Annotated in this window: 19 protein-coding genes and 2 pseudogenes; 15 read left to right on the top strand and 6 right to left on the bottom strand. The window is 64.3% G+C overall.

Features of this window, described 5'->3' with window-relative positions:
- The first annotated feature begins 110 nt into the window (after nt 1-110).
- The 7 genes from L0U80_RS21140 (at nt 111) to L0U80_RS21110 (ending at nt 6,399) form a co-directional block, all read left to right on the top strand.
- A complete protein-coding gene (locus tag L0U80_RS21140; RefSeq protein ID WP_233869527.1) occupies nt 111-1,097 on the top strand; it encodes a zinc-dependent alcohol dehydrogenase family protein in 987 nt (328 codons plus the stop codon).
- A gap of 223 nt (nt 1,098-1,320) precedes the next feature.
- A complete protein-coding gene (locus L0U80_RS21135) occupies nt 1,321-1,782 on the top strand; it encodes a universal stress protein (RefSeq protein ID WP_233869524.1) in 462 nt (153 codons plus the stop codon).
- Between the two features lie 435 nt (nt 1,783-2,217).
- A complete protein-coding gene (locus tag L0U80_RS21130) occupies nt 2,218-2,721 on the top strand; it encodes a hypothetical protein (RefSeq protein WP_233869521.1) in 504 nt (167 codons plus the stop codon).
- Nucleotides 2,711-3,457 (top strand): acetoacetyl-CoA reductase, encoded by a 747-nt coding sequence (gene phbB / locus L0U80_RS21125; protein ID WP_233869519.1) that lies wholly within the window; start codon nt 2,711-2,713, stop codon nt 3,455-3,457. Before L0U80_RS21130 ends, phbB begins: the two co-directional genes overlap by 11 nt.
- Entirely contained in the window at nt 3,454-5,322 is a 1,869-nt protein-coding gene (locus tag L0U80_RS21120; protein ID WP_233869516.1) for a PHA/PHB synthase family protein, read from the top strand. The genes phbB and L0U80_RS21120 overlap by 4 nt, the downstream gene beginning before the upstream one ends.
- Nucleotides 5,323-5,446: 124 nt before the next feature.
- Complete coding sequence (locus L0U80_RS21115; RefSeq protein WP_233869513.1) at nt 5,447-5,851, top strand: Hsp20/alpha crystallin family protein; 405 nt, start codon at nt 5,447-5,449, stop codon at nt 5,849-5,851.
- 344 nt (nt 5,852-6,195) lie between these two features.
- Nucleotides 6,196-6,399, top strand: coding sequence for a hypothetical protein (locus L0U80_RS21110; RefSeq protein ID WP_233869510.1), 204 nt, complete (start codon nt 6,196-6,198; stop codon nt 6,397-6,399).
- A gap of 627 nt (nt 6,400-7,026) precedes the next feature.
- Here L0U80_RS21110 and L0U80_RS21105 read toward each other — a convergent pair.
- Together L0U80_RS21105 and L0U80_RS31825 are read right to left on the bottom strand one after the other, a co-directional pair.
- Nucleotides 7,027-7,302, bottom strand: a complete 276-nt coding sequence (locus tag L0U80_RS21105; RefSeq protein WP_233869507.1) for a hypothetical protein — start codon at nt 7,300-7,302, stop codon at nt 7,027-7,029.
- 289 nt (nt 7,303-7,591) lie between these two features.
- Nucleotides 7,592-7,738: pseudogene (locus tag L0U80_RS31825) on the bottom strand (SH3 domain-containing protein); the annotation flags it as partial.
- Between the two features lie 199 nt (nt 7,739-7,937).
- On the opposite strand from L0U80_RS31825, the gene L0U80_RS21100 reads away from it, so the two are divergent.
- Nucleotides 7,938-8,162: a hypothetical protein gene (locus L0U80_RS21100; RefSeq protein ID WP_233869504.1), complete on the top strand. Its 225-nt coding sequence runs from the start codon at nt 7,938-7,940 to the stop codon at nt 8,160-8,162.
- Between the two features lie 50 nt (nt 8,163-8,212).
- On the opposite strand, the gene L0U80_RS21095 is transcribed toward L0U80_RS21100, so the two are convergent.
- Together L0U80_RS21095 and L0U80_RS21090 are read right to left on the bottom strand one after the other, a co-directional pair.
- Nucleotides 8,213-8,581, bottom strand: coding sequence for a DUF488 domain-containing protein (locus L0U80_RS21095; RefSeq protein WP_233871505.1), 369 nt, complete (start codon nt 8,579-8,581; stop codon nt 8,213-8,215).
- Between the two features lie 66 nt (nt 8,582-8,647).
- A pseudogene (locus L0U80_RS21090) lies at nt 8,648-9,274 on the bottom strand (uracil-DNA glycosylase family protein); the annotation flags it as partial.
- A 116-nt stretch (nt 9,275-9,390) separates the two neighbouring features.
- Between L0U80_RS21090 and L0U80_RS21085 the strand changes: the two are divergent.
- From L0U80_RS21085 to L0U80_RS21070, 4 genes are all read left to right on the top strand, one after another.
- Nucleotides 9,391-10,449 (top strand): patatin-like phospholipase family protein, encoded by a 1,059-nt coding sequence (locus L0U80_RS21085; RefSeq protein ID WP_233869500.1) that lies wholly within the window; start codon nt 9,391-9,393, stop codon nt 10,447-10,449.
- Nucleotides 10,446-11,936 (top strand): GntP family permease, encoded by a 1,491-nt coding sequence (locus L0U80_RS21080; RefSeq protein ID WP_233869497.1) that lies wholly within the window; start codon nt 10,446-10,448, stop codon nt 11,934-11,936. The genes L0U80_RS21085 and L0U80_RS21080 overlap by 4 nt, the downstream gene beginning before the upstream one ends.
- A 322-nt stretch (nt 11,937-12,258) precedes the next feature.
- Nucleotides 12,259-13,800, top strand: a complete 1,542-nt coding sequence (hpnR, locus tag L0U80_RS21075; RefSeq protein WP_233869494.1) for a hopanoid C-3 methylase HpnR — start codon at nt 12,259-12,261, stop codon at nt 13,798-13,800.
- A 292-nt stretch (nt 13,801-14,092) separates the two neighbouring features.
- Complete coding sequence (locus L0U80_RS21070; RefSeq protein ID WP_233869491.1) at nt 14,093-14,797, top strand: SDR family NAD(P)-dependent oxidoreductase; 705 nt, start codon at nt 14,093-14,095, stop codon at nt 14,795-14,797.
- A gap of 78 nt (nt 14,798-14,875) precedes the next feature.
- On the opposite strand, the gene L0U80_RS21065 is transcribed toward L0U80_RS21070, so the two are convergent.
- The gene (locus L0U80_RS21065; RefSeq protein ID WP_233869488.1) at nt 14,876-15,232 is read right to left on the bottom strand and encodes a hypothetical protein; all 357 of its coding nucleotides are present in this window, start codon (nt 15,230-15,232) and stop codon (nt 14,876-14,878) included.
- An 873-nt stretch (nt 15,233-16,105) separates the two neighbouring features.
- On the opposite strand from L0U80_RS21065, the gene L0U80_RS21060 reads away from it, so the two are divergent.
- Nucleotides 16,106-16,696 carry a BPSL1445 family SYLF domain-containing lipoprotein gene (locus L0U80_RS21060; RefSeq protein WP_233869485.1) on the top strand — a complete coding sequence of 197 codons (591 nt, stop codon included), beginning with the start codon at nt 16,106-16,108 and terminating at the stop codon, nt 16,694-16,696.
- Nucleotides 16,697-17,016: 320 nt separating this feature from the next.
- On the opposite strand, the gene L0U80_RS21055 is transcribed toward L0U80_RS21060, so the two are convergent.
- Entirely contained in the window at nt 17,017-17,568 is a 552-nt protein-coding gene (locus tag L0U80_RS21055) for a winged helix DNA-binding protein (protein ID WP_233869482.1), read from the bottom strand.
- Nucleotides 17,569-17,673: 105 nt separating this feature from the next.
- On the opposite strand from L0U80_RS21055, the gene L0U80_RS21050 reads away from it, so the two are divergent.
- Together L0U80_RS21050 and L0U80_RS21045 are read left to right on the top strand one after the other, a co-directional pair.
- Nucleotides 17,674-18,789, top strand: a complete 1,116-nt coding sequence (locus tag L0U80_RS21050; RefSeq protein ID WP_233869479.1) for an LLM class flavin-dependent oxidoreductase — start codon at nt 17,674-17,676, stop codon at nt 18,787-18,789.
- Nucleotides 18,779-19,303 (top strand): flavin reductase family protein, encoded by a 525-nt coding sequence (locus tag L0U80_RS21045; protein WP_233869476.1) that lies wholly within the window; start codon nt 18,779-18,781, stop codon nt 19,301-19,303. Before L0U80_RS21050 ends, L0U80_RS21045 begins: the two co-directional genes overlap by 11 nt.
- Nucleotides 19,304-19,342: the final 39 nt, after the last annotated feature.

Here is a 19,342-nt window from a genome sequence, read left to right as displayed (position 1 = left end):
CGCCACCATGCCGCATGGGGCGCAGAGGTCGCGATGCAGGCGCCGACCGCGTAACATGCTTCGTGCGAGCGCTGCGGCACGCGAGGCGCACCATCACGAGGAGGCAGGTAATGCGAGCGATGCTGTTCGATGGCGCGAGCCCGCTGCTGCGCGAAGTCGAACTGCCCGACCCGGTGCCGGGCGCGGGTGAAGTGCTGATCGACGTGCGGGCTTGCGGCGTGTGCCGCACGGACCTGCATGTCGTCGACGGCGACTTGAAGCATCCGAAAACGCCCGTGATTCCGGGCCACGAGATCGTCGGCACGGTCGCCGCGATCGGGAGCGGCGTGACCGGCTTCGAACCCGGCGACCGCGTGGGCGTACCGTGGCTGGGCCACACTTGCGGTCATTGCCGGTTCTGTCTGCGTGGGCGCGAAAATCTTTGCGACACACCAGGCTTCACCGGCTACACGATCGACGGTGGCTATGCGGAACGCACGCTCGCCGACGCCCGATACTGCTTGCATCTGCCGCGCCAGTACAGCGATGTCGAAGCGGCTCCGCTACTGTGCGCGGGCCTGATCGGATATCGCACCCTCGCGATGGCGGGTGATGCCGAGCGCATCGGCATCTACGGTTTCGGCGCGGCGGCGCATATCGTCGCGCAGGTCGCGCGGCATCAGGGACGGACGGTCTACGCGTTCACCCGTCCCGGCGATGCCCCCGCACAGCAGTTCGCACGGCGCCTCGGCGCCGTATGGGCCGGCGGCAGCGACGAGCCGCCACCGGAGGCACTCGACGCCGCGCTTCTGTTCGCTCCGGTCGGCGCGCTCGTGCCCGCGGCGCTGCGGGCCGTGACGAAGGGCGGGACGGTTGTCTGCGGCGGCATCCACATGAGCGACATCCCCGCGTTTCCCTATGCATGGCTGTGGGAGGAGCGGCGCATCATGTCAGTAGCGAATCTCACGCGCGAGGACGGCGCCGCGTTCATGGAGATCGCCGCGCGTCACAAGCTGGAAATCGATGCGACTGCCTACCCGCTCGCGCGAGCCAACGAGGCGCTGGCCGATTTGCGCGAAGGGCGGCTCACGGGAGCGGCAGTGCTGACGATGCGTTGAACGTGTGGCGATGGCTGCGTTCGCGGTGCGCCGTGGCAAGGTAGCGCACTGACACCCTGGCGCACCCATACCCCAATACAATGAAGTGCATCTAACGGCGCGGACGGCCACTTCAGTCCGCGCATCACGCAACGGCCGGCAGGCCGTCGCGCGCGACCCGAGGCGGCGCGTTCGCGCCCGGGCGCTAGTGCGACGCATCATGGGCGACGCCCGGGAGGTGAGAATGTACAAGCAGATTCTGGTGGCGATCGACGGCAGCCAAAGTGGCCGGCGGGCACTCGACGAAGCTGTAAAGATCGCGAAAGCAACGGGTGGCCGCGTACAGGCGCTGTATGTTGTGCAACATCCCGCGCGGCTCGTCGACGTCAGCTCCGGTTTTGCCGAAGAACAGACGCGCGAATCTCCGGCGAGCGACCTGGCCACTGCGGCGTTGCAGGAAGCGAAAGCGGTGTTCGAGCGTGAGGGTATTACGGGCAGCATACGAGCCGCCGAGTCGAGCGGTGAGGAAATCGCCGCGGTGATCTACCGCATCGCGGCCGAAGACGAAGCGGATCTCGTCGTGATGGGCACGCGCGGGCTTTCGGGGATGAAACGCCTGCTGCTCGGAAGCGTGGCGGAGTCGTTCCTGCGCACGGCGGACCGTCCGGTCATGCTCGTGCGCAGCGAGGAGCCAAACGGCGCGTGAGCGCGCACGGTACTTCGTGAAGCGCTTCGTGCGCGTGCGGCCACCTTTGGTAAACAGGTCGCAAAATTAGCGCGCGAGCAATGCAGAAAATCTGCTCGCGCCGCACTCATATCTCAATAAATGATCTGGATCAGCCGGCGCTCGCACATTCGCGGCGCGCCGGTCGATCTTCCTGCCTATGATGGTGACGTGATCAGGCGTCTTCGAACCTGCTGCACTCCGAACCATCGTCGATACGCAATCGCATCCGCGATGTGCAAGCCGCTGTGATCCACCTTGCATCGCGCAGATCGCGCTTCACGTCGCGCCGCGAGCGGCCCGCCCTCCGGCGTGCCTGATGCGGCCCCGCAGCCCATCTGCGTTCACGTTTCACTGCCGGGCTGGCGCCGCATCGGGCGCCGGTCCGGACACTGCAACCACGTGAGGGCACTGAATATGGTCACCGCTTCCAATCCATCGTTCGACGCATGCCGCGTCAACGCCAACAATGCGCTCCAGATGATGAAGCACAGTCAGCAGTGGCGCGAGCAGCTTCTGAAGCTGGAGCAGCATCGTCTCGAACGCGACCGGGCGGCACTCGAAGGCGCGCTCGAGACGCTAAGCCACGCGCAAGACTGGAGTGATCTCGCGGCGGCAAGCCAGTCGGTGCTGCGCGACTATCTCAGCGAGAGTGCTGCGATCTGGCAGGAAGGCGTGGCCGCCGCCATGCAGGGCGCGGGCGCCTGGACCGACACGGCACGCGACATCGCGCAGAACTGGCAGGATTCGCTGCCGGGGTTGCAGCCGGGAGCGGCGACGGCATCGGCGCTGCCGATGCGCGAATGGATGGCGGCCTTCGAGCGCGCGGTAAGCGGGGCGACCCCGAACGGCACGGCCGGCGCGCGAAACGGCGCGGGCAAGCATGCAGCGCACGCGCAAGGAGGCCAACATGACCGCTAAGCGAATCGCGTTCGTGACGGGTGGCATGGGCGGCCTCGGTGAGGCGATCAGCCGGCGGCTTTACGACGCCGGCATGACGGTGGCGGTGTCGCGCTCGGTCGGCAGCAAGCATGCCACTGGCTGGCTTGAGGCGGAGCGCGCGGCGGGCCGTTACTTTGAATCGTACGAAATGGACGTCGCCGACTACGACGCGTGCCACAGCACCGCCGAACGCCTGCTTGGCGAACTCGGTCACGTCGATGTGCTCGTGAACAACGCGGGCATCACCTGTGACCGCTCGTTCGTAAAGATGGCAAAAGCCGACTGGGACGCGGTGCTGCGCACCGACCTCGACGCGATCTTCAACGTGACGAAGCCGTTCGTGCCCGGCATGATCGAGCGCGGGTTCGGACGGGTCGTGAACATCGGCTCGGTGAACGGTTCGCGCGGCTCGTTCGGGCAGACGAATTACTCCGCCGCGAAGGCGGGGCTGCATGGCTTTACCAAGGCGCTTGCGCTCGAAGTGGCAAAGAAGGGCGTGACGGTGAACACGGTGTCGCCGGGTTATCTCGCGACGCAGATGGTCGAGGCCGTGCCGAAGGACGTCATGGACACACGCATCCTGCCGCAGATTCCGGTGGGCCGGCTCGGTCATCCCGACGAGATTGCGGCGCTCGTGGCGTTCCTGTGCTCCGACGAAGCCGCGTTCATCACCGGCGCCGATATCGCCATCAACGGCGGGATGCATATGCAATGAAGCCGGCGACGAAGCGCACAACGACAAAACGCGCGAGGCCAGACGCGCCGCACGCAGATGCCGCGTTGCAGGCGTCGGGAAGGATCGACATCGCAGAAGGGGCGGCGCCTGCGAAGTCGCGCGCGATGACGTTGCAGCCTGAGCCGCCCGCCGCCGTCGGCCTGCACGGCGATCCGCTCGATCTCGTTGCGCACGCGGGTGTCGCAGCGCTGACGGGTGGTCTTTCCCCCGTCTCGGCCACGCTGGCGTGTCTCGACTGGGGCATGCATCTCGCGATCTCGCCCGGCAAGTGTCTCGACCTCGGCATGCGTGCCTGGCAGGATGCGGTCAGTGCCTGGGCCGCCGTGATTCCTGCTGTGGCGACGTTAGCCGGAGAGGCAGCGGACGCACCCGCGGCCGATCCGCGCTTTGCCGCGCCGTCGTGGTCCGTGCGGCCGTTCAGCGCTTATCGGGACGTTTTCCTGCGCATGCAGGCGTGGTGGCAGGACGCTACGACCGGCGTCGCGGGCGTCGAGCGCCATCATGCCGACATCGTGCGTTTCATGGCGCGTCAGTGGATCGACGCGTGCTCGCCGGGTAACTTCATTGCGACCAATCCGGTCGTGCTCGAAGCGACATTGAAAAGCGGTGGCGCGAACTTCGCCCAGGGCTGGAAGCACTGGATGGAGGACTACGCCATCGTGACGAAGTCCATGGGCGGGGCACCCGTGCATGCACGGCTTGCGTACCAGCCTGGCAAGGACGTCGCGGTGACGCCGGGCAAGGTCGTGTGGCGCAACGCGCTGTGCGAACTGCTCCAGTACGATCCGGCGACGCCTGCGGTCGGGCGCGAACCCGTGTTCGTCGTGCCGTCGTGGATCATGAAGTACTACATTCTCGATCTCCAGGCGCACAACTCGCTGATCCGCTATCTGGTGGAGCAGGGATTCACGGTGTTCGCGCTGTCCTGGCATAACCCGCAGGCATCGGCGCGCGATCTCGGCCTGAACGATTACCTGCGCGCCATGCAGGATGCGCTCGATGTCGCCCGCGCCCGATGCGGCGGTGAAGCGGCGCACGCCGTGGGTTATTGCCTCGGCGGCACGTTGCTCGCGATCGCGGCTGCGGCGCTCGCGCGCGACGGCGGCGCTGGCACGCTGCGCTCGATTTCCCTGATCGCCGCGCAAACCGATTTCAGCGAACCCGGCGAACTCGGCATTTTCATCGACGCAAGCGAGCTGGCCGCGCTCGACGCGCTCATGTGGCGCCAGGGCTATCTCGATGGCTCGCAGATGGCCGCGACGTTCCAGTTGCTCAATGCGCGCGATCTCGTCTGGTCGAGAATGATGAGCGAGTACCTGCTCGGCCGCCGCTCGACGGCGAACGATCTGATGTCGTGGAATGCAGACACGACGCGCATGCCGTATCGCATGCACATCGAGTACCTGAACAACCTGTTTCTTCATAACGATCTCGCCGAGGGGCGCTATTGCGTGGACGGCGAACCCGTCGCGCTCTCGGGTATCGAACAGCCGATGTTCGTCGTCGGCACGGAGCGCGATCACGTTTCGCCGTGGCGATCGGTTTATAAGCTGCTGCTCTATACGCACAACCCGGTGACTTTCCTGCTGACGTCGGGCGGCCATAACGCGGGGATCGTGTCGGAGCCCGGGCATCCGCGGCGGCACTACCGCTGCGCCATTCGTGCGCCGGGTACGGCGTATCGGGGGCCGCAGGCGTTCTTCGATGGCACGCCGACCACCGAAGGATCGTGGTGGCCATGCTTTGCGGCTTGGCTGCATGAACAGTCGAGCGGGGATGTGAAGGCGCGCACGGTGACCGGTGGGTTTGAAAACGCGCCTGGGGTCTATATTTTCGAATCGTGACCGTGCGCCGTAGCGCTGCCGGTGCGGCGCCTGGTTTGTACGACTGGTCTGGCAGGATAATTTAGGAATACGATGAATGAGGCAATGGTTTGTACACCGGAACCATGAGTTCAAGGGGGCGATAATGAACTATATCTCGCGTTGCAACCCGTTTGCGCTGGAAGGTGTCCCTGACACGTTTCAGGGGCTGTTCCGCCATCTGCGTGGCACGGGCGGATCGGAGTTGCAGCAAGGCGGCATCCGGATCGATGTGACCGAAGGCGACGCAGCGTACACCGTGAAGACAGATTTGCCCGGCGTCGCGAAGAACGATATCGGTGCGAAAATCGACAGTAACCTCGTTTCAATTGCGGCGAAGATCGAGCGCGTACTGCGCCGCGAGCAGTATTCGGGCAGCGTAAGCCGCTCGTTCACGCATGCAGCCGATATCGGTGAGGCTGCCATCAGCGCGCAGTACAAGGGCGGCGTGCTGACGCTCGAGTTGCTGAAGAAGGCTTTGGGAACGCGAAAGCGCGTCGAATTCAATTGATTTGATCAGGATAACGATGCATATCAACGTCTGATTGAGACGCGCAATTTCACGAAGGAACGCGTGGCGCGCGGGGCGTTATCAATATGGTCCGCGCGCCGTGCTTTTCTCCGTCGCCGGATCGCGCGAATATCGAACCCGTCACCGTTTAGGTCCCGCCTGGGGAAGTGAATGCCATGCGTGCCATCACGACGGCATGAAACCTGCGCAAGTTAAAACCGCAATACCGCCGATGGGGCCAGTGAGGTGTGCGCTCGTAACATCGCGAAACAGGACTGTAGCGAAAATGTACGATTCGCCCGTTATGCTGTGTAGCACCAGACGTTTTGGACAGGAGGGATTCGATGCTCAGTCACCACGAACTGGCGGCGCTGATGCTGGTCCGCGATGCGCAGACGCCGATACACACGCTTGACTCCGACTTTCTTGCATTGCAGCGCTATGAACTCGTAGAGATGGATAAGCGCGGCAGCGATGCGTCATTGCGGCTTACGACGCGCGGTCATGAATTGCTGAGACGGCTTGGGTGTGATGGGGACGGCGAGTAAGGGTTGCTTGCGTCGGGGCAGCGAAGGAGGGGGTATCAAGCCGCAGACATCGGACGCCACGCACGTTACAGGCGCGTAACGAAGAGTGGTGCCATCTGTTTTTCAGTCCCTCCGCTCAACGCAATTACGCTGCCGTTTCAAGGGCCGAAGCACGAGAGCCCTATTTAAATCCGGTGTTCCTATTTCCGCTTTGATCTGCAGCGCCGCTACTCGCTTTTGCCTCGCCGTATCGCACGGTTTGTCACGTCGCTCACCATCATCGTTCTGTGCACGTTTGTCATCGCGTTCGTCATCGCTGAACGCAGTCCGCGACATCGGAACACTGTCGCGTTTCATGACATTTTTTAATGGTGAATGGGTCAGCGTTCTGGATATGCAGATGGTGCGCGCAGGGGAAACGCGCGCGGTCGTCCCGTCAGGCTGCAACGCAGCGCATAAACGCGTCAGAAATTGCATGCCGTCAGGCCACGTTTGACGGCATGCTGTCCGGTCTTGTCTCGTTCTGGGCGTTGCACCGGTTCACGCAGCAATGGGCTGCACGCGCCGCATCGAATCACATTGCGATGTGCTGCGGTTGAGATACCGACGTGATTCGTGGCGGCATCGGCTATCGGTTCTGAGGCGCCTCTACGGCGTGCGGCAAGCGGCGCACCGCCGTGCATCGCCGGCTGGATCAACTGCCACCACCACCGCGTGGCGGCTGGGTCCCGCCGCCACCTCCACCACCTCCGCCCCCACCTCCACCGCTGGGGCCGCCACCAGCACCGGGTGGGCGATTGCCACCGCCAGGCCGACCACCACCCCCACCAGCACCTGGGGGCCGATTCCCGCCACCCGGCCGACCTCCGCCGGCGCCGGAACCACCGCCTCCCGGCGGCCGACCTCCACCAGCGCCTGGGCCACCACCCGGTGGCCGACCTCCGCCGGCGCCCGGACCACCACCGCCGGGGCGATTGGGAGGTCGCGCGCCAGGGCCTGGCCTGTTAGGTGGGCGGCCGGCCATCGGCGGTCGAACGGGACGCGGCGGCGGACGTCGCGTCCAGTGCGCCTGGTTGCGGAACCAGGGCCGGTCGCGATAGAAATTGCCCCAATACGCACCGAGCGAGAATGTCACGATAGGCAGGCCGATCGCGGCGCCATAAGTCACGACCGGTACCGATCTGCCCTGCCACGGAGAAGTAAGGAAGTCGCCCCAGACCCAGCCCCGCAGGTTGCCGAGGCTCACGTCGCACCAGCTGAAGCCCGAAAGACACCCCATCACCAGAACAGATACGCCGCCGGGTACCTGCGCGACGATAGGGTAGTCGCCGGACGGCCCGGCATAGAAGTTCACCGTCATGGTCGTGAACGCCTGGGTCTGTGCCTGGGCAGGGGGCGGGACCGCGAGGCCCCCGACGAGCACGGCGAACACGACACCCATGAATTGCTTGCGCATCGCACCTCCTTCTTGCAAGGGGATCGACCAATGATCGTCGCGCGATTTGGCACTACGGTACGGTAGCAGATAAGACAGTTCGGCCGCTGCTGCGCGTGTAACCGTGTATTTCGCGTGCGTGGCGTGCGGCGCGTGCTCGACGCCGACTAGCGACTACCGGTTGCTGGACACTTCCGCCTGCGTGGGTTTCCAGCTCGCGGCGGTGCTTTACATTGTGTTGCGTGGCCTGTGCTTCCACACAAAGGGCTTGTCGCTCGACATCGACCCGGTGAACCTCGTGTTCCTCGCGGCGGGCGTCGTGTTCGTTGCCGGGATGTATCTGTTCTGAATCCAGCATGTCCGGCCCGTTCGGCCGGGCACGTGGTGTGCGATCCGGCGTTATTTGCGCTTCAGCTTTTTCAGCAGATAGTCGCGCAGCACGATTGCGTGATTATGCTCGGCGTCACGCGAACCATAGAGCAGGGCAACAGGGCCGTTTTCGCACGCTTGCGCGAGCGGTGCCCAGGTGGCTGGATTCGCGTCGAGTTCGGCGACGTAACGCTGCCCGAACTCATCCCACTGTGACAGATCCTTGTGATACCACTGACGCAATGCCGTGCTAGGCGCGGCGTCCTTGAGCCATTCGACCTGGGCGAGCGCTTCCTTGCGGATGCCGCGCGGCCACAGCCGGTCGACGAGGAAGCACGCGTGATCGCCGGTGGGCGGCGGTTCGTAGACGCGCTGGATATCGATCGTTGGCTTGCTCATCTTACGGTCTCCCTTGTGTTGTCCCGCGGCACGCTGGCGAGTCGTAGCCGGTGCCGCAAATGTCATAGGTGCCGCAAGCGCCAACGCGACGCGTTCGCGAAGCGCCGGCAGCACGTCGTGCTCGAACCACGCGTGACGCTTGAGCCACGGCAGGTTGCGCGGTGACGGATGGGGTAGCGGCAGATACTCGGGTGCGTAGTCGCGCCAGGCTTCGACGGTCTCAGTGAGCGAGGTACGGCGTCGCTCGCCGAGAAACTGGCGCTGCGCATAGTGTCCGACCAGCAGCGTAAGCCGCACGTCGGGCAACTGTGCGAGCAGACGCGCGTGCCAAAGCGGCGCGCATTCGGGTCGTGGTGGGTTGTCGCCGCTCGCGCCGCGGCCCGGGTAGCAGAAACCCATCGGCACGAGGGCGACTTTCGATGCGTCGTAGAACGTCTCGCGATCGATGCCGAGCCATGTGCGCAGGCGTTCGCCGCTCACATCGTCCCAGGGCACGCCCGATGCGTGGACCTTCGCTCCCGGCGCCTGTCCGACGATCAAAAGACGCGCATTCGAACCGGCCTGGACCACAGGGCGCGGGCCGAGCGGCAGCGAGTTGGCACATACGCGGCAGGCGCGTATTTCCGCAAGCAAATGGGCTAGCGTTTGAGTGGAGGGCACGGTGAGCGGGCCGGAATCGTCGAAACACTGAATGCCGCCGAGTCTACCAAACGCGGTGGCGCGCGAGGATTCGCCGGCGTCGCACCTCGGCGGAGCGGTTTCGGCTTTTCCTGTACCCTCGTGCATGGTCGAGCTTTCACGGAGCCGCCATGCCCGCCGAAACAGATACGACGTCCCGCACGATCCGTACCGAGCCGCTGCAAGTCGATCTCGCGCTACAAGGTGGCGGTTCGCACGGCGCCTATACGTGGGGCGTGCTGGACCGGCTGCTCGAAGAGCCGTGGCTGCAGATCGAGGGGATTTCAGGCACGTCGGCGGGTGCGATGAATGCGGCGGTGCTGGTGAGCGGGTACGCCGAGGGAGGCGCCCAGGGTGCACGCGTCGCGCTCGAACGCTTCTGGCACCGCGTGGCCAGTGCCGCACGCTTCAGCCCATTCAGGCGCGGTCTATTCGACGCGATGCTCGGACGCTGGACGCTCGATCATTCACCGGTCTACCTCGCGTTCGACGTGATGGCGCGCGTCGTTTCTCCTTACGACATGAATCCCGGCAGCATTAATCCGCTGCGCACGATCCTCGCGGACACGATCGACTTCGCTGCTGTGCGCGATGCGCCCATCAAGATCTTCGTTACGGCGACGCGCGTGCGCAACGGTCAGGCGCGCGTGTTCCGCAATGCCGATCTCACGCCCGACGCGCTGCTCGCATCCGCCTGTTTGCCGACGATGTTCCAGGCCGTCGAGATCGACGGCGACGCCTACTGGGACGGCGGCTATGCAGGCAACCCCACCATCACGCCGCTCGTGCGCGAGACCGTAGCGCTCGATACGATCCTCGTGCAGGTGAATCCCGTCGAGCGGCAGGGCACGCCGCGTTCGGCACGCGAGATCATCAACCGCGTCAACGAGATCGCGTTCAACGCGCCGCTGCTCAAAGAGCTGCGCATGATCGCGCTGCTGCATCAGATGGCCGATGGAGGCAGCCCCGAAAGCCGCCACTGGGCGACAATGCGCATGCATCGCATCCAGAGCGACAAACTGATCACGCTGGGTTCGTCGTCGAAGCTCAACGCGGAATGGACGTTCCTTACCATGTTGCGCGACGAGGGCCGGCACGTCGCCGATGCGTTTCTCGCGCAGCACGGCGAAAGTCTTGGCGTGGCGTCGTCGTTCGATATCGGCGCGCTGCTCGAAGGAATGCTTCAATGAGCGCGCTCGCGGTAGTGATTGGCCTCGCTGGGATGCTCGCGAGCCTTGGTCTGCTCATCTGGCTCGCGTATCGCGGCTGGAGTGTGCTGCTACTCGCGCCGCTGTGCGCCATGCTCGCTGCGCTCATCTCAGGCGAGCCGGTGCTTGCGCACTGGACGCAGACTTTCATGGTCAGCACAGGCCGCTTTCTCGCGCAGTTCTTTCCGCTCTTTCTGCTCGGTTCGCTGTTCGGCAAGCTGATGGAGGACAGCGGCTCAGTCGATGCCGTCGCGCAGTTCATGGTCGACAAGCTCGGCTCGCGTCATGCGCTCGTGGCGGTCGTGCTGGGCGGCGCACTCGTCACGTACGGCGGCGTGAGCCTCTTCGTCGCGTTCTTCGTGCTCGCGCCGATGGCGCAATCGCTCTTCCGGTCGGCCAATCTGCCGCGACGCCTGATGCCCGCCGCCATCATGCTCGGCACCGCGACGTTCACGATGTCCGCGTTGCCCGGCACACCCGCGCTTCAGAACGCGATTCCCATGCCGTTTTTCGGCACCACGCCATTCGCCGCGCCGGGGCTCGGTGTAATCGCGAGCGCGGTGATGGCGGGCTTCGGACTCTGGTGGCTCGGGCGCGCAGCCGCGGCAGCGCGACGCAATGGCGAGGGCTTCGTCGAACCCCTCGGCGACGGCGCGTCGGACCAAGAGGGTGGAAAGTCTGCGCTCGTGCGCGAACGGGCGAGCGTCGCGCAAACCTTCGATCCCGCCGAGATCGGCAGCAGCGCCGAAACACCAGCCCGCGCCGGGCTGCCGCCGCCGGTCATCGCGCTCGCACCGCTCGTCGTGGTGGTCGCCATGAACTTTGTGATGAACATCGCGGTGTTTCCGCGCATCGATGCCGCTTATCTCGCCGAGCCGCGTTGGGGCGAGACGACGCTTTCTTCCGTGGCGGGAGTGTGGGGCGTTTCGGTGGCACTGGCGATTGGCATCGTCGTGCTCGTCGCGCTGAACCGGCAGCGGCTCGTCGCGTTGCGCGAAAGCGTCGACGCCGGTGCGAATGCCTCCGTGCTGCCGGTGCTGAGTGTTGGCAGCCTCGTTGGCTATGGCGCAGTGATCGCCGCGCTGCCCGCATTCGAGGTGGTGCGGGACTGGGTGCTCGGCCTCGGCGGCGGACCGCTCGTGTCGCTCGCCGTCGCGACGAACCTGCTATCCGGATTGACCGGCTCGGCGTCCGGTGGACTGACCATCGCGCTCGACGCGCTCGGCGATACCTACATGCAACTCGCGGCCCAGCACAATATCGACCCCGCGTTACTGCACCGCGTAGCCGTGATGTCGGCGGGTACGCTCGACAGCCTGCCCCACAACGGTGCCGTCGTCACGCTGCTCGCTGTTTGCGGCTCTACACACCGCGAGAGCTATCGCGACCTCGTGGTGGTCAGCATCGCCGGCGCGTTGATCGCGCTCGTCGTTGTGATCGTGCTGGGGACGTTATTCGGCAGTTTCTGACGCGCAGTGTGCGGTGCGCGTTGTGCGTTTCGCTGCGTGCGAGCAGCGCCGGGCGAACGCGCGTAGACTCGCTCGGAGCAGCCGTGTCATGGAGCAGGGCACGCACCTTGCGATACGGACCGGTGTGCCGTACGCGATGCTCGCTCGCGCAGGCACGATATGACAACCGTGTATTACAACCGTGTATGACACGCGCGTATTCGGCCCACCTGGCCGCTCTGTCGCGAAGGCCCGCTTTCAGGCAACGTCAGGTAACACCAGGCAACGTCGGGCAGTGGGCCACGGCATGCGGTGTCGGGCTGGCGCGTCGCAAGGAGGCGTCATGAGATTGCTTGCTGTCCATCCGAGCGGTCTGATGTACACGCGCGTGTTCCTGCGGCTGGAGCCGCTCGGTCTGGAATCGGTTGCCGGGGCTGCGCGCGCTGCTGGCCACGATGTGCGTTTGCTGGACCTGCAGGTTCAAACGCACCGCGATCTGATGCGCCTCGTGCGCGCCTGGCAGCCCGAGGCACTTTGCTTCTCGGGTAACTACCTCGCGAATATCCCCGAGATCATCGACCTCTCGAAGGCGCTGAAAGCGGCGCTGCCGTCCTGCTTCGTGTTCGTGGGCGGTCATAGCGTCTCCTTCACCGCCGGCGAGCTGCTGCGTCATGCGGAAGGCGCCATCGACTGCGTGCTTCGCGGCGAAGGCGAAGCCTCGATCGCCGCGCTGCTGGAGGCAGTGGGCAGCGGTGACCTGCTCGCAGTACCGGGCGTCGTGACGCGCAAAGGCTCCGGGCCGCCGCCGGGTTTCGTCGAGCATCTCGACGCAGTGCAGCCTGCGCGCGACCTGTTGCGGCATCGTCGCAAGTACTTCATCGGCACGCTGGACCCGTGTGCGTCCATCGAATTCGCGCGCGGTTGTCCGTGGGATTGCACGTTCTGCAGCGCGTGGACCTTCTATGGCCGCAGCTATCGCACGCGCAGCCCGGCAGTGGTGGTCGAGGAACTCGCTGCGTTGCGCGAGCCGGGCATATTCATCGTCGACGATGTGGCTTTCGTGCACGCCGAGCACGGCATGGCGATCGGCGAAGCGATCCAGCGGCGCGGTATCAAGAAGGAGTACTACCTGGAGACGCGCGGCGACGTGCTTCTGCGCAACAAGGAGGTATTCGCACTGTGGCAGAGACTTGGCCTCAGATACATGTTCCTCGGCCTCGAGGCGATCGACGAGGAAGGACTCAAGATGTTCCGCAAGCGCGTGAGTCTCGATCGCAATTTCGAGGCGCTGGAGTTTGCGCGCTCGCTAGGCATCACGGTCGCGGTCAATCTGATCGCCGATCCCGACTGGGACCGCGATCGTTTCGAGACGATTCGCCAGTGGTGCATGGAGATTCCCGAGATCGTCAATATCAGCGTGAATACGCCGTATCCGGGCACCGAGAGCTGGCAGCGCGAATCGCGCCGCCTCACCAGCCTCGATTACCGGCTCTACGACATCCAGCACGCGGTGCTTCCGACGAAGCTCCCGCTACCCGAGTTTTATGCGGAACTCGTGCGTACACAGCAAGTGCTCAACCGCAAACATATGGGCTGGCGCGCGTTACGCCGCGCGTCCGGATTGGCTACGCGACGGCTGATGCACGGGCAGACCAACTTCGTACGCATGTTGTGGCGGTTCAATTCCGTATTCGATCCACGCTTGCAACTGGCCGATCACGAGCGCGAAGTGCGCTACGAGATGGCGCCGCCGCCCGCGACGGGCAGCGAACAGCGCATCGATATGAAGACGGTCTACATTCATGGCCCGGCCGGACGCAGCAGCCGCAAGATCGACGATGCTACGGAGTCGTTCGTCGACGAAACGCGCACGGGCACGGGCTGAGTGATGCAGTGGTGTCAACGCCGACGCGGGAGTGCGCGATGGCACGAGGTGTCGGCCACGGTTGGCATTGTGATCGCCGTTGCGCGTATCGTGTGTCAAGTGTTGGGTGCGTCGGCGCGAGTGCCGGGGCGCACCGGCCGTGTTCTAACTTCTAACGGCGGTTCAGTGAACGCACTGATCAAGCCTCGCCGCTACAGCTTCGCGGCGCTTGAAGTTGGCCGTGCGCTCGCGTAATGTGCGCGCGAAGGGCGGCGACGGGCCGCTGCAAAAAACGAGAATGGAACCGACACGTATGGAAACCGGAATCGACGGAAAAGTGGTGGCGATCACGGGCGGATTCGGCAGCCTCGGCATGGCGACGGCCGCGTTCCTGGCCGAGCGCGGAGCGCGCGTGGCGCTGATCGGCCGAGGTGCCGTGCCCGACCCACTGCCGGTCGACGTCGCGGATACGCTGAGCCTGGGCGGTGTCGATCTTGCCGACCTGCAGGCAGCGCATCAGGCAATGAACGCGATCAATGATCGCCTTGGCCGACTCGACGCGGTGCTCAACATGGCGGGCGCGTTCCGGTGGGAGACCGTTGCTGACGGCGACTCCGCAACCTGGGATTTGATGTTCGAGGTGAACGTGAAGACAGCGCTCAATGCTTCGAAGGCCGCTTTGCCGCATCTTTTACGCGCCGGTGCGGGGCGCATCGTCAATCTTGGCGCTGGCGCGGCCCTCAAGGCGGGCCTCGGCATGGGGGCGTATGCGGCATCGAAGTCGGGTGTGGCGCGGCTCACCGAGGCACTAGCCGAGGAACTGAAAGACCAGGGCGTGACCGTCAACGCGATTCTGCCGAGCATTATCGACACGCCGCAAAATCGCAAGGAAATGCCCGATGCGGACTTCACGCGCTGGGTTCAGCCGCGCGAGATCGCGGCACTGATCGCATACCTGCTTTCCGCGGATGCGCAGGCGATTACGGGCGCGTCGATTCCGGTGAACGGACGCGTATGAACCGGGGGCGTACAGCCTGACGCGCGCGACGTCTGGCGCACAAAACCAGGTGCGATGGCAGGGTGGTCGGGGGCGTGTTCAACGCGAGTGCCCGCCGCCGCCCATGCCGCCACCCATGCCGCCGGTGTGACCCATGCTGCCGCCGGGCCAGAATCCGCCTCCGTGCCCACCGCCATGCATGCCGCCACCGTGCCCATGGCCGCCGTGGTGCCCGTCGTGGTGGAAAAAGAAGCCGCCACTACCACCGCCGAAGAACCCTATGGACGCGTATCCCGGGTAAAAGCCATAGTCATAGGCGTAGGGGTACGGATAGTACGGGTAGCCGTACGCATAGCCGTAGCCGCTGTAGTCGTAGTAATCGTAGCCCGGGTAGGGTGCGACTGCGCAGCCGGCCAGAACGGCCCCAGCGCCGAGTGTCGAAATCAGCCGCAACACGATTTTCTCCGTCTGATACTCCTTTGAAACCGACGTGCGGCGTCGGGTTCAAACGCAATTGTGTCTACTGGTTACCGGCTCGACAGGTCGCAGGCAGCGAGCGACGCGTGCCGCCAGGACGCGGAAATCTTCGTCGCGTGGTGTACGCGAGGACCCGCGCGGTCACCGCATGACGAAGCGCGGTGTCGTGCTCGAAGAAAGGCTGGACCAGACCTCGCACGGATCAGTTGACTAAGGATGACGAAATAATGCTCCATGTACAAACGGTCTTTCTGAAACCGTCCGCGACAGAGCACCGTAGCCTTCGTATCGGTTGTCGTGCCCTTCGTGTTCTGAGTTATGAACGATTTTGACTGCGCATTTATTTCATATCGCGCGGGAAATATAAGGACGAGGATCGAGCCACTACGACTCAGTAATCGCCTCACTCGTGATAGTGCCAGCCGACGTGCCACCCAGTGCGGATTCGGTCGTCGCGTAACGGCGTCAGCAGACGGCAACCGTGCCCGGAGCGGGCTTTGCCGTTGTGTCCGGGCGCTGAAAGGATGTTCTCCGACGAAGAGGACCGCGGTCGAGGATGTGCCGCAGGTATTTCGTCGTATCGCCCTCGGCGAGCACGGTGGATTTGCCGCGTCCGGATTGTTCCAGGCGGGCGAACTTGATCTGGAACCTATTGTCGTATACGGGCAGGGAATGGCAGCCGTGGCCACCGGGGCGCCACAAACGCTTGGATACATCTGGTAACCGTGGAATCTGCAACCGCGCGGGCGCACACGGTATCCTGTCTCTATTTTCCATGCGCGGGCGCCCGCTGCTACCGGTCGTCAGAATTCGCGCACGGACACTTGAAGGCCCATATCTACAGGAGCACTCATGCGCCGACGTCAGTTTCTCATCAGTTCCAGTACCGCACTCGCCGCCGGTAGCCTCGCGCTCGCCGGTTGCACGACAACCCCGCTCGGCGGCGGCGATTCCGCCACGCAGAACGCCGCGAAGCGCGCTTCCATCGATGCCGATGTCGATGCCGCGCTCGCACGTCTCTACGGCAAGGTCAACGGGTCGCGTGAACTGCTGTCGAAGGCAAGCGGCGTGCTCGTGTTTCCGTCCGTGCTTTCGGCGGGCTTCTGGATCGGTGGACAGTACGGCACGGGTGCAATGCGCGTGAATGGCCGCACGACGGGTTACTACAGCACCGTGGCCGGCTCGTTCGGTCTTCAGATAGGTGCGCAATCGAAAACGCTCGTTTTCGCATTCATGAACCAGCACGCGCTCGACGAGTTCCTCAGCAGCCAGGGGTGGGCAGCGGGCGCCGACGCGACCGTCGCGGTGGTGACGGTCGGGGCGAACGGCAACATCGATACCTCGACCGCCATGAGCCCGGTCGAAGCGTTCGTGCTGACCAATGCCGGTTTGATGGCGGGTGTGTCACTCGAAGGTGTCAAGGTCTCCCGCCTCGTCATCTGAGGCGCTGGCACCATTCAGCCAGATACGGCCCGATACGTCGGGCAGCAGCAAATTCCCTTTCCCGCGCGCATTCGTGCGCGGTTCGCCGCCTCGCCCCGCGTCATGGGGCGAGCGCGACGCGCTTTCGTCACGTTCCCCATATACGCATGACTATGCCCATCCCGGGCCGGTGTTTTCCCTGAGGTGAAATCGGTTGCAGTCAAAAAGGCGCTGCACTACGATTCGATCAGATAAAAAATCAATGTGATTTTTGATCTGAAACAGCCTGGATGCCGGGTGGTTCGCTGTTCCTCATGACTTACGTCAGGCGCGATTCTCTGTCAGCGCTGCCGATGAAACGTGGCGACTTCGCGCGTAGCGGATTCGTAGACGCGTTCCATCTGTTCGAGACACGCGGTGGCCTGGGCAGCGGCCGATTTGATGCCCGCCGTCGCCTCGGCCATCTTGAGGAGCACCGTTTCGCGCAGGCGTGCGTACTGTTCGCACACGCGAGAGCCCTCAGCAGTCGTCACGTAGTACACGCCGGTGCGCGCCGTTCCGTATTTTTCGACGAGCCCGGTTTTGATCAGCTTACGTAGTTCGTACTGCATATTAGCTACGTCCTGCCGGTTGGTCATGTGAAGCAAGTCGCGAATGGTCTTGGGCCGTTCGCGCATGTGGATGACGTGCACCAGCGCGTTCTCCTGGCCGCTCAGCGTGGTGCCGGTCACGGCAGCCATGCACTCGGACTGCCAGCGCGAGAACGACTGGTCAAGACGCATGACGGCGTATTCGAGGTCGGTGATCTCGACGCCGAATTCGTTCATCGCGAGATGCCAGCGATGTTCGGCAGCAGCGTTGTTTTTCGTGGTTCTGCTTGATGGTTCGTTCATTGCGGAATCGCGCGAATGCGGCCCATGTCGTCGAGTGGGTTGGGAAAGCTGGGACGCTGCGAGGCGGCCCGTCGTGGAAACAAATTTTACTGCGCCAGGACTGACATGAGACGAATTCTGAACACGAAGGATTTCATTCTGGGGACGTTTGCGACGAACTGCTCGGGCGGTATGTCGGTAACGAAGATCGGCGAGCGCTGGGGCAATTCGTGGGAGAACAACGAAAAGCTCGCAATCATGCTGGACGAGGCGGGTATCGATTTCATGCTGCCCATCGCGCGCTGGATCGGCTACGGCGGCGAGACCGATTTCCACGGTTCCGTTCTGGAGACGATGACCTGGGCTGCCGGCCTGCTCGCCAAGACCCGCAATCTCACCGTCTTCGCAACGATTCACACGGCGGCGAACCATCCGGTCGTGGTCGCGAAGCAGATTGCGACGCTCGACCAGATTGGCGCGGGCCGTGCCGGGCTGAATATCGTCGCGGGCTGGAATCGTCCCGAGTACGAAGCGCTGGGTCTGCCGCTCGCGACGGGCCACGAAAAGCGCTATGCGTACGCGCAGGAGTGGTTCGACATCGTGCAGAAGATCTGGACGCACGACGGTCCCTTCAACTGGAATGGCGAGAATTTCCAGCTCAAGAATATCTATGGCCTGCCGCGTCCGTGGAATGGCGAGCGTCCGCCTATCCTGAACGCCGCCGGTTCGGGCGAAGGGCGCGATTTCGCCATCCGTAACGCAAACTTCCTGTTCACCCCGGCGATCGATCTCGACCGCTCGCGCACGGAAGTCGCCGAACTGAAGCAGAAGGGCGCGGCCGCGGGCAAGGACGTGAACGTGCTGACGTTCTCGCACGTGGTGTGCCGTCCGACCGAGGAAGAAGCGCGCCAGTATCTGCACTACTTCGCGCAGGACAACGCGGACTGGGGTGCCGTCGACAACCTCGTCGCGCTTCAGTTTGCGAATGCGCACTCGTTCCCGCACGACCTGCTCGCGCTGATCCGCGACCGGATGGCGGCCGGGCATGGCGGATTCCCGCTCGTCGGTACGCCGCAGCAAGTGGCGGCGGGCCTGATCTCGCTGGCCGAAGCCGGGTTCCGGGGCACGACACTCTCGTTCGTGGATTACGTGAAGGAGTTCCCGTACTTCCGCGATACCGTGTTGCCGATCCTCGAGGCGCACGGGCTGCGTAGCCCGCGCGAGAACCGCCGTGCAGCCTGACGCCGTGGATGACACCGGCGTGCTGAGCAGCCGCTTCGTGCAGGCGATGCGCGGCTTCGCTGGCGCGGTCTGCGTCGTAACCGTCGCGGACGGCGCCGAACGTAGCGGCTTCACCGCGACATCGGTGTCGTCGTTTTCGGCGCAGCCACCGATGGTGGTGGCGTCGATGAAGGCGACGAGTTCGTCGGCCGGGCTGCTCGAACGCACGCGGCGCTTTGGTGTGAATCTGCTGCGCGCCGAACAGCGTGCGATCGCGGAACGCTTCACAGGCTTTCGAGGCGAACAAGGCGAGGCGCGCTACGGCGACGAGGCGTGGACCCACATGACGCACGATGGAGCGCCGCTGCTCGTGGACAGTGTCGTCGCCATGGATTGCGAGGTGGAGGAACTGATCGTGCGGCACGGACACCTGCTCATCATCGGCCGCGTGCGCGCGGTGGCTCGCGACGAGTCCGTGCCGCGTCCGCTGGTCTACTGGCAGGGGCAATACACGGCGCTTGCGGCAGCGGGGTGATTCTCTGCGATGCCCCGGGAAGATCGGGGTTTACGCGCA

The organism is Paraburkholderia adhaesiva (assembly GCF_021390575.1).
GTDB classification, from domain to species: domain Bacteria; phylum Pseudomonadota; class Gammaproteobacteria; order Burkholderiales; family Burkholderiaceae; genus Paraburkholderia; species Paraburkholderia adhaesiva.
This window is presented reverse-complemented; position numbering and strand designations above follow the sequence as displayed.

What these genes read in the sequence shown, in the direction of transcription:
- L0U80_RS21140 (WP_233869527.1), top strand. Translation starts at nt 111, where the DNA reads ATGCGAGCGATGCTGTTCGATGGCGCGAGCCCGCTGCTGCGCGAAGTC.
- L0U80_RS21135 (WP_233869524.1), top strand. Translation starts at nt 1,321, where the DNA reads ATGTACAAGCAGATTCTGGTGGCGATCGACGGCAGCCAAAGTGGCCGG.
- L0U80_RS21130 (WP_233869521.1), top strand. Translation starts at nt 2,218, where the DNA reads ATGGTCACCGCTTCCAATCCATCGTTCGACGCATGCCGCGTCAACGCC.
- phbB (WP_233869519.1), top strand. Translation starts at nt 2,711, where the DNA reads ATGACCGCTAAGCGAATCGCGTTCGTGACGGGTGGCATGGGCGGCCTC.
- L0U80_RS21120 (WP_233869516.1), top strand. Translation starts at nt 3,454, where the DNA reads ATGAAGCCGGCGACGAAGCGCACAACGACAAAACGCGCGAGGCCAGAC.
- L0U80_RS21115 (WP_233869513.1), top strand. Translation starts at nt 5,447, where the DNA reads ATGAACTATATCTCGCGTTGCAACCCGTTTGCGCTGGAAGGTGTCCCT.
- L0U80_RS21110 (WP_233869510.1), top strand. Translation starts at nt 6,196, where the DNA reads ATGCTCAGTCACCACGAACTGGCGGCGCTGATGCTGGTCCGCGATGCG.
- L0U80_RS21095 (WP_233871505.1), bottom strand. Translation starts at nt 8,581, where the DNA reads ATGAGCAAGCCAACGATCGATATCCAGCGCGTCTACGAACCGCCGCCC.
- L0U80_RS21085 (WP_233869500.1), top strand. Translation starts at nt 9,391, where the DNA reads ATGCCCGCCGAAACAGATACGACGTCCCGCACGATCCGTACCGAGCCG.
- L0U80_RS21080 (WP_233869497.1), top strand. Translation starts at nt 10,446, where the DNA reads ATGAGCGCGCTCGCGGTAGTGATTGGCCTCGCTGGGATGCTCGCGAGC.
- hpnR (WP_233869494.1), top strand. Translation starts at nt 12,259, where the DNA reads ATGAGATTGCTTGCTGTCCATCCGAGCGGTCTGATGTACACGCGCGTG.
- L0U80_RS21070 (WP_233869491.1), top strand. Translation starts at nt 14,093, where the DNA reads ATGGAAACCGGAATCGACGGAAAAGTGGTGGCGATCACGGGCGGATTC.
- L0U80_RS21060 (WP_233869485.1), top strand. Translation starts at nt 16,106, where the DNA reads ATGCGCCGACGTCAGTTTCTCATCAGTTCCAGTACCGCACTCGCCGCC.
- L0U80_RS21055 (WP_233869482.1), bottom strand. Translation starts at nt 17,568, where the DNA reads ATGAACGAACCATCAAGCAGAACCACGAAAAACAACGCTGCTGCCGAA.
- L0U80_RS21050 (WP_233869479.1), top strand. Translation starts at nt 17,674, where the DNA reads ATGAGACGAATTCTGAACACGAAGGATTTCATTCTGGGGACGTTTGCG.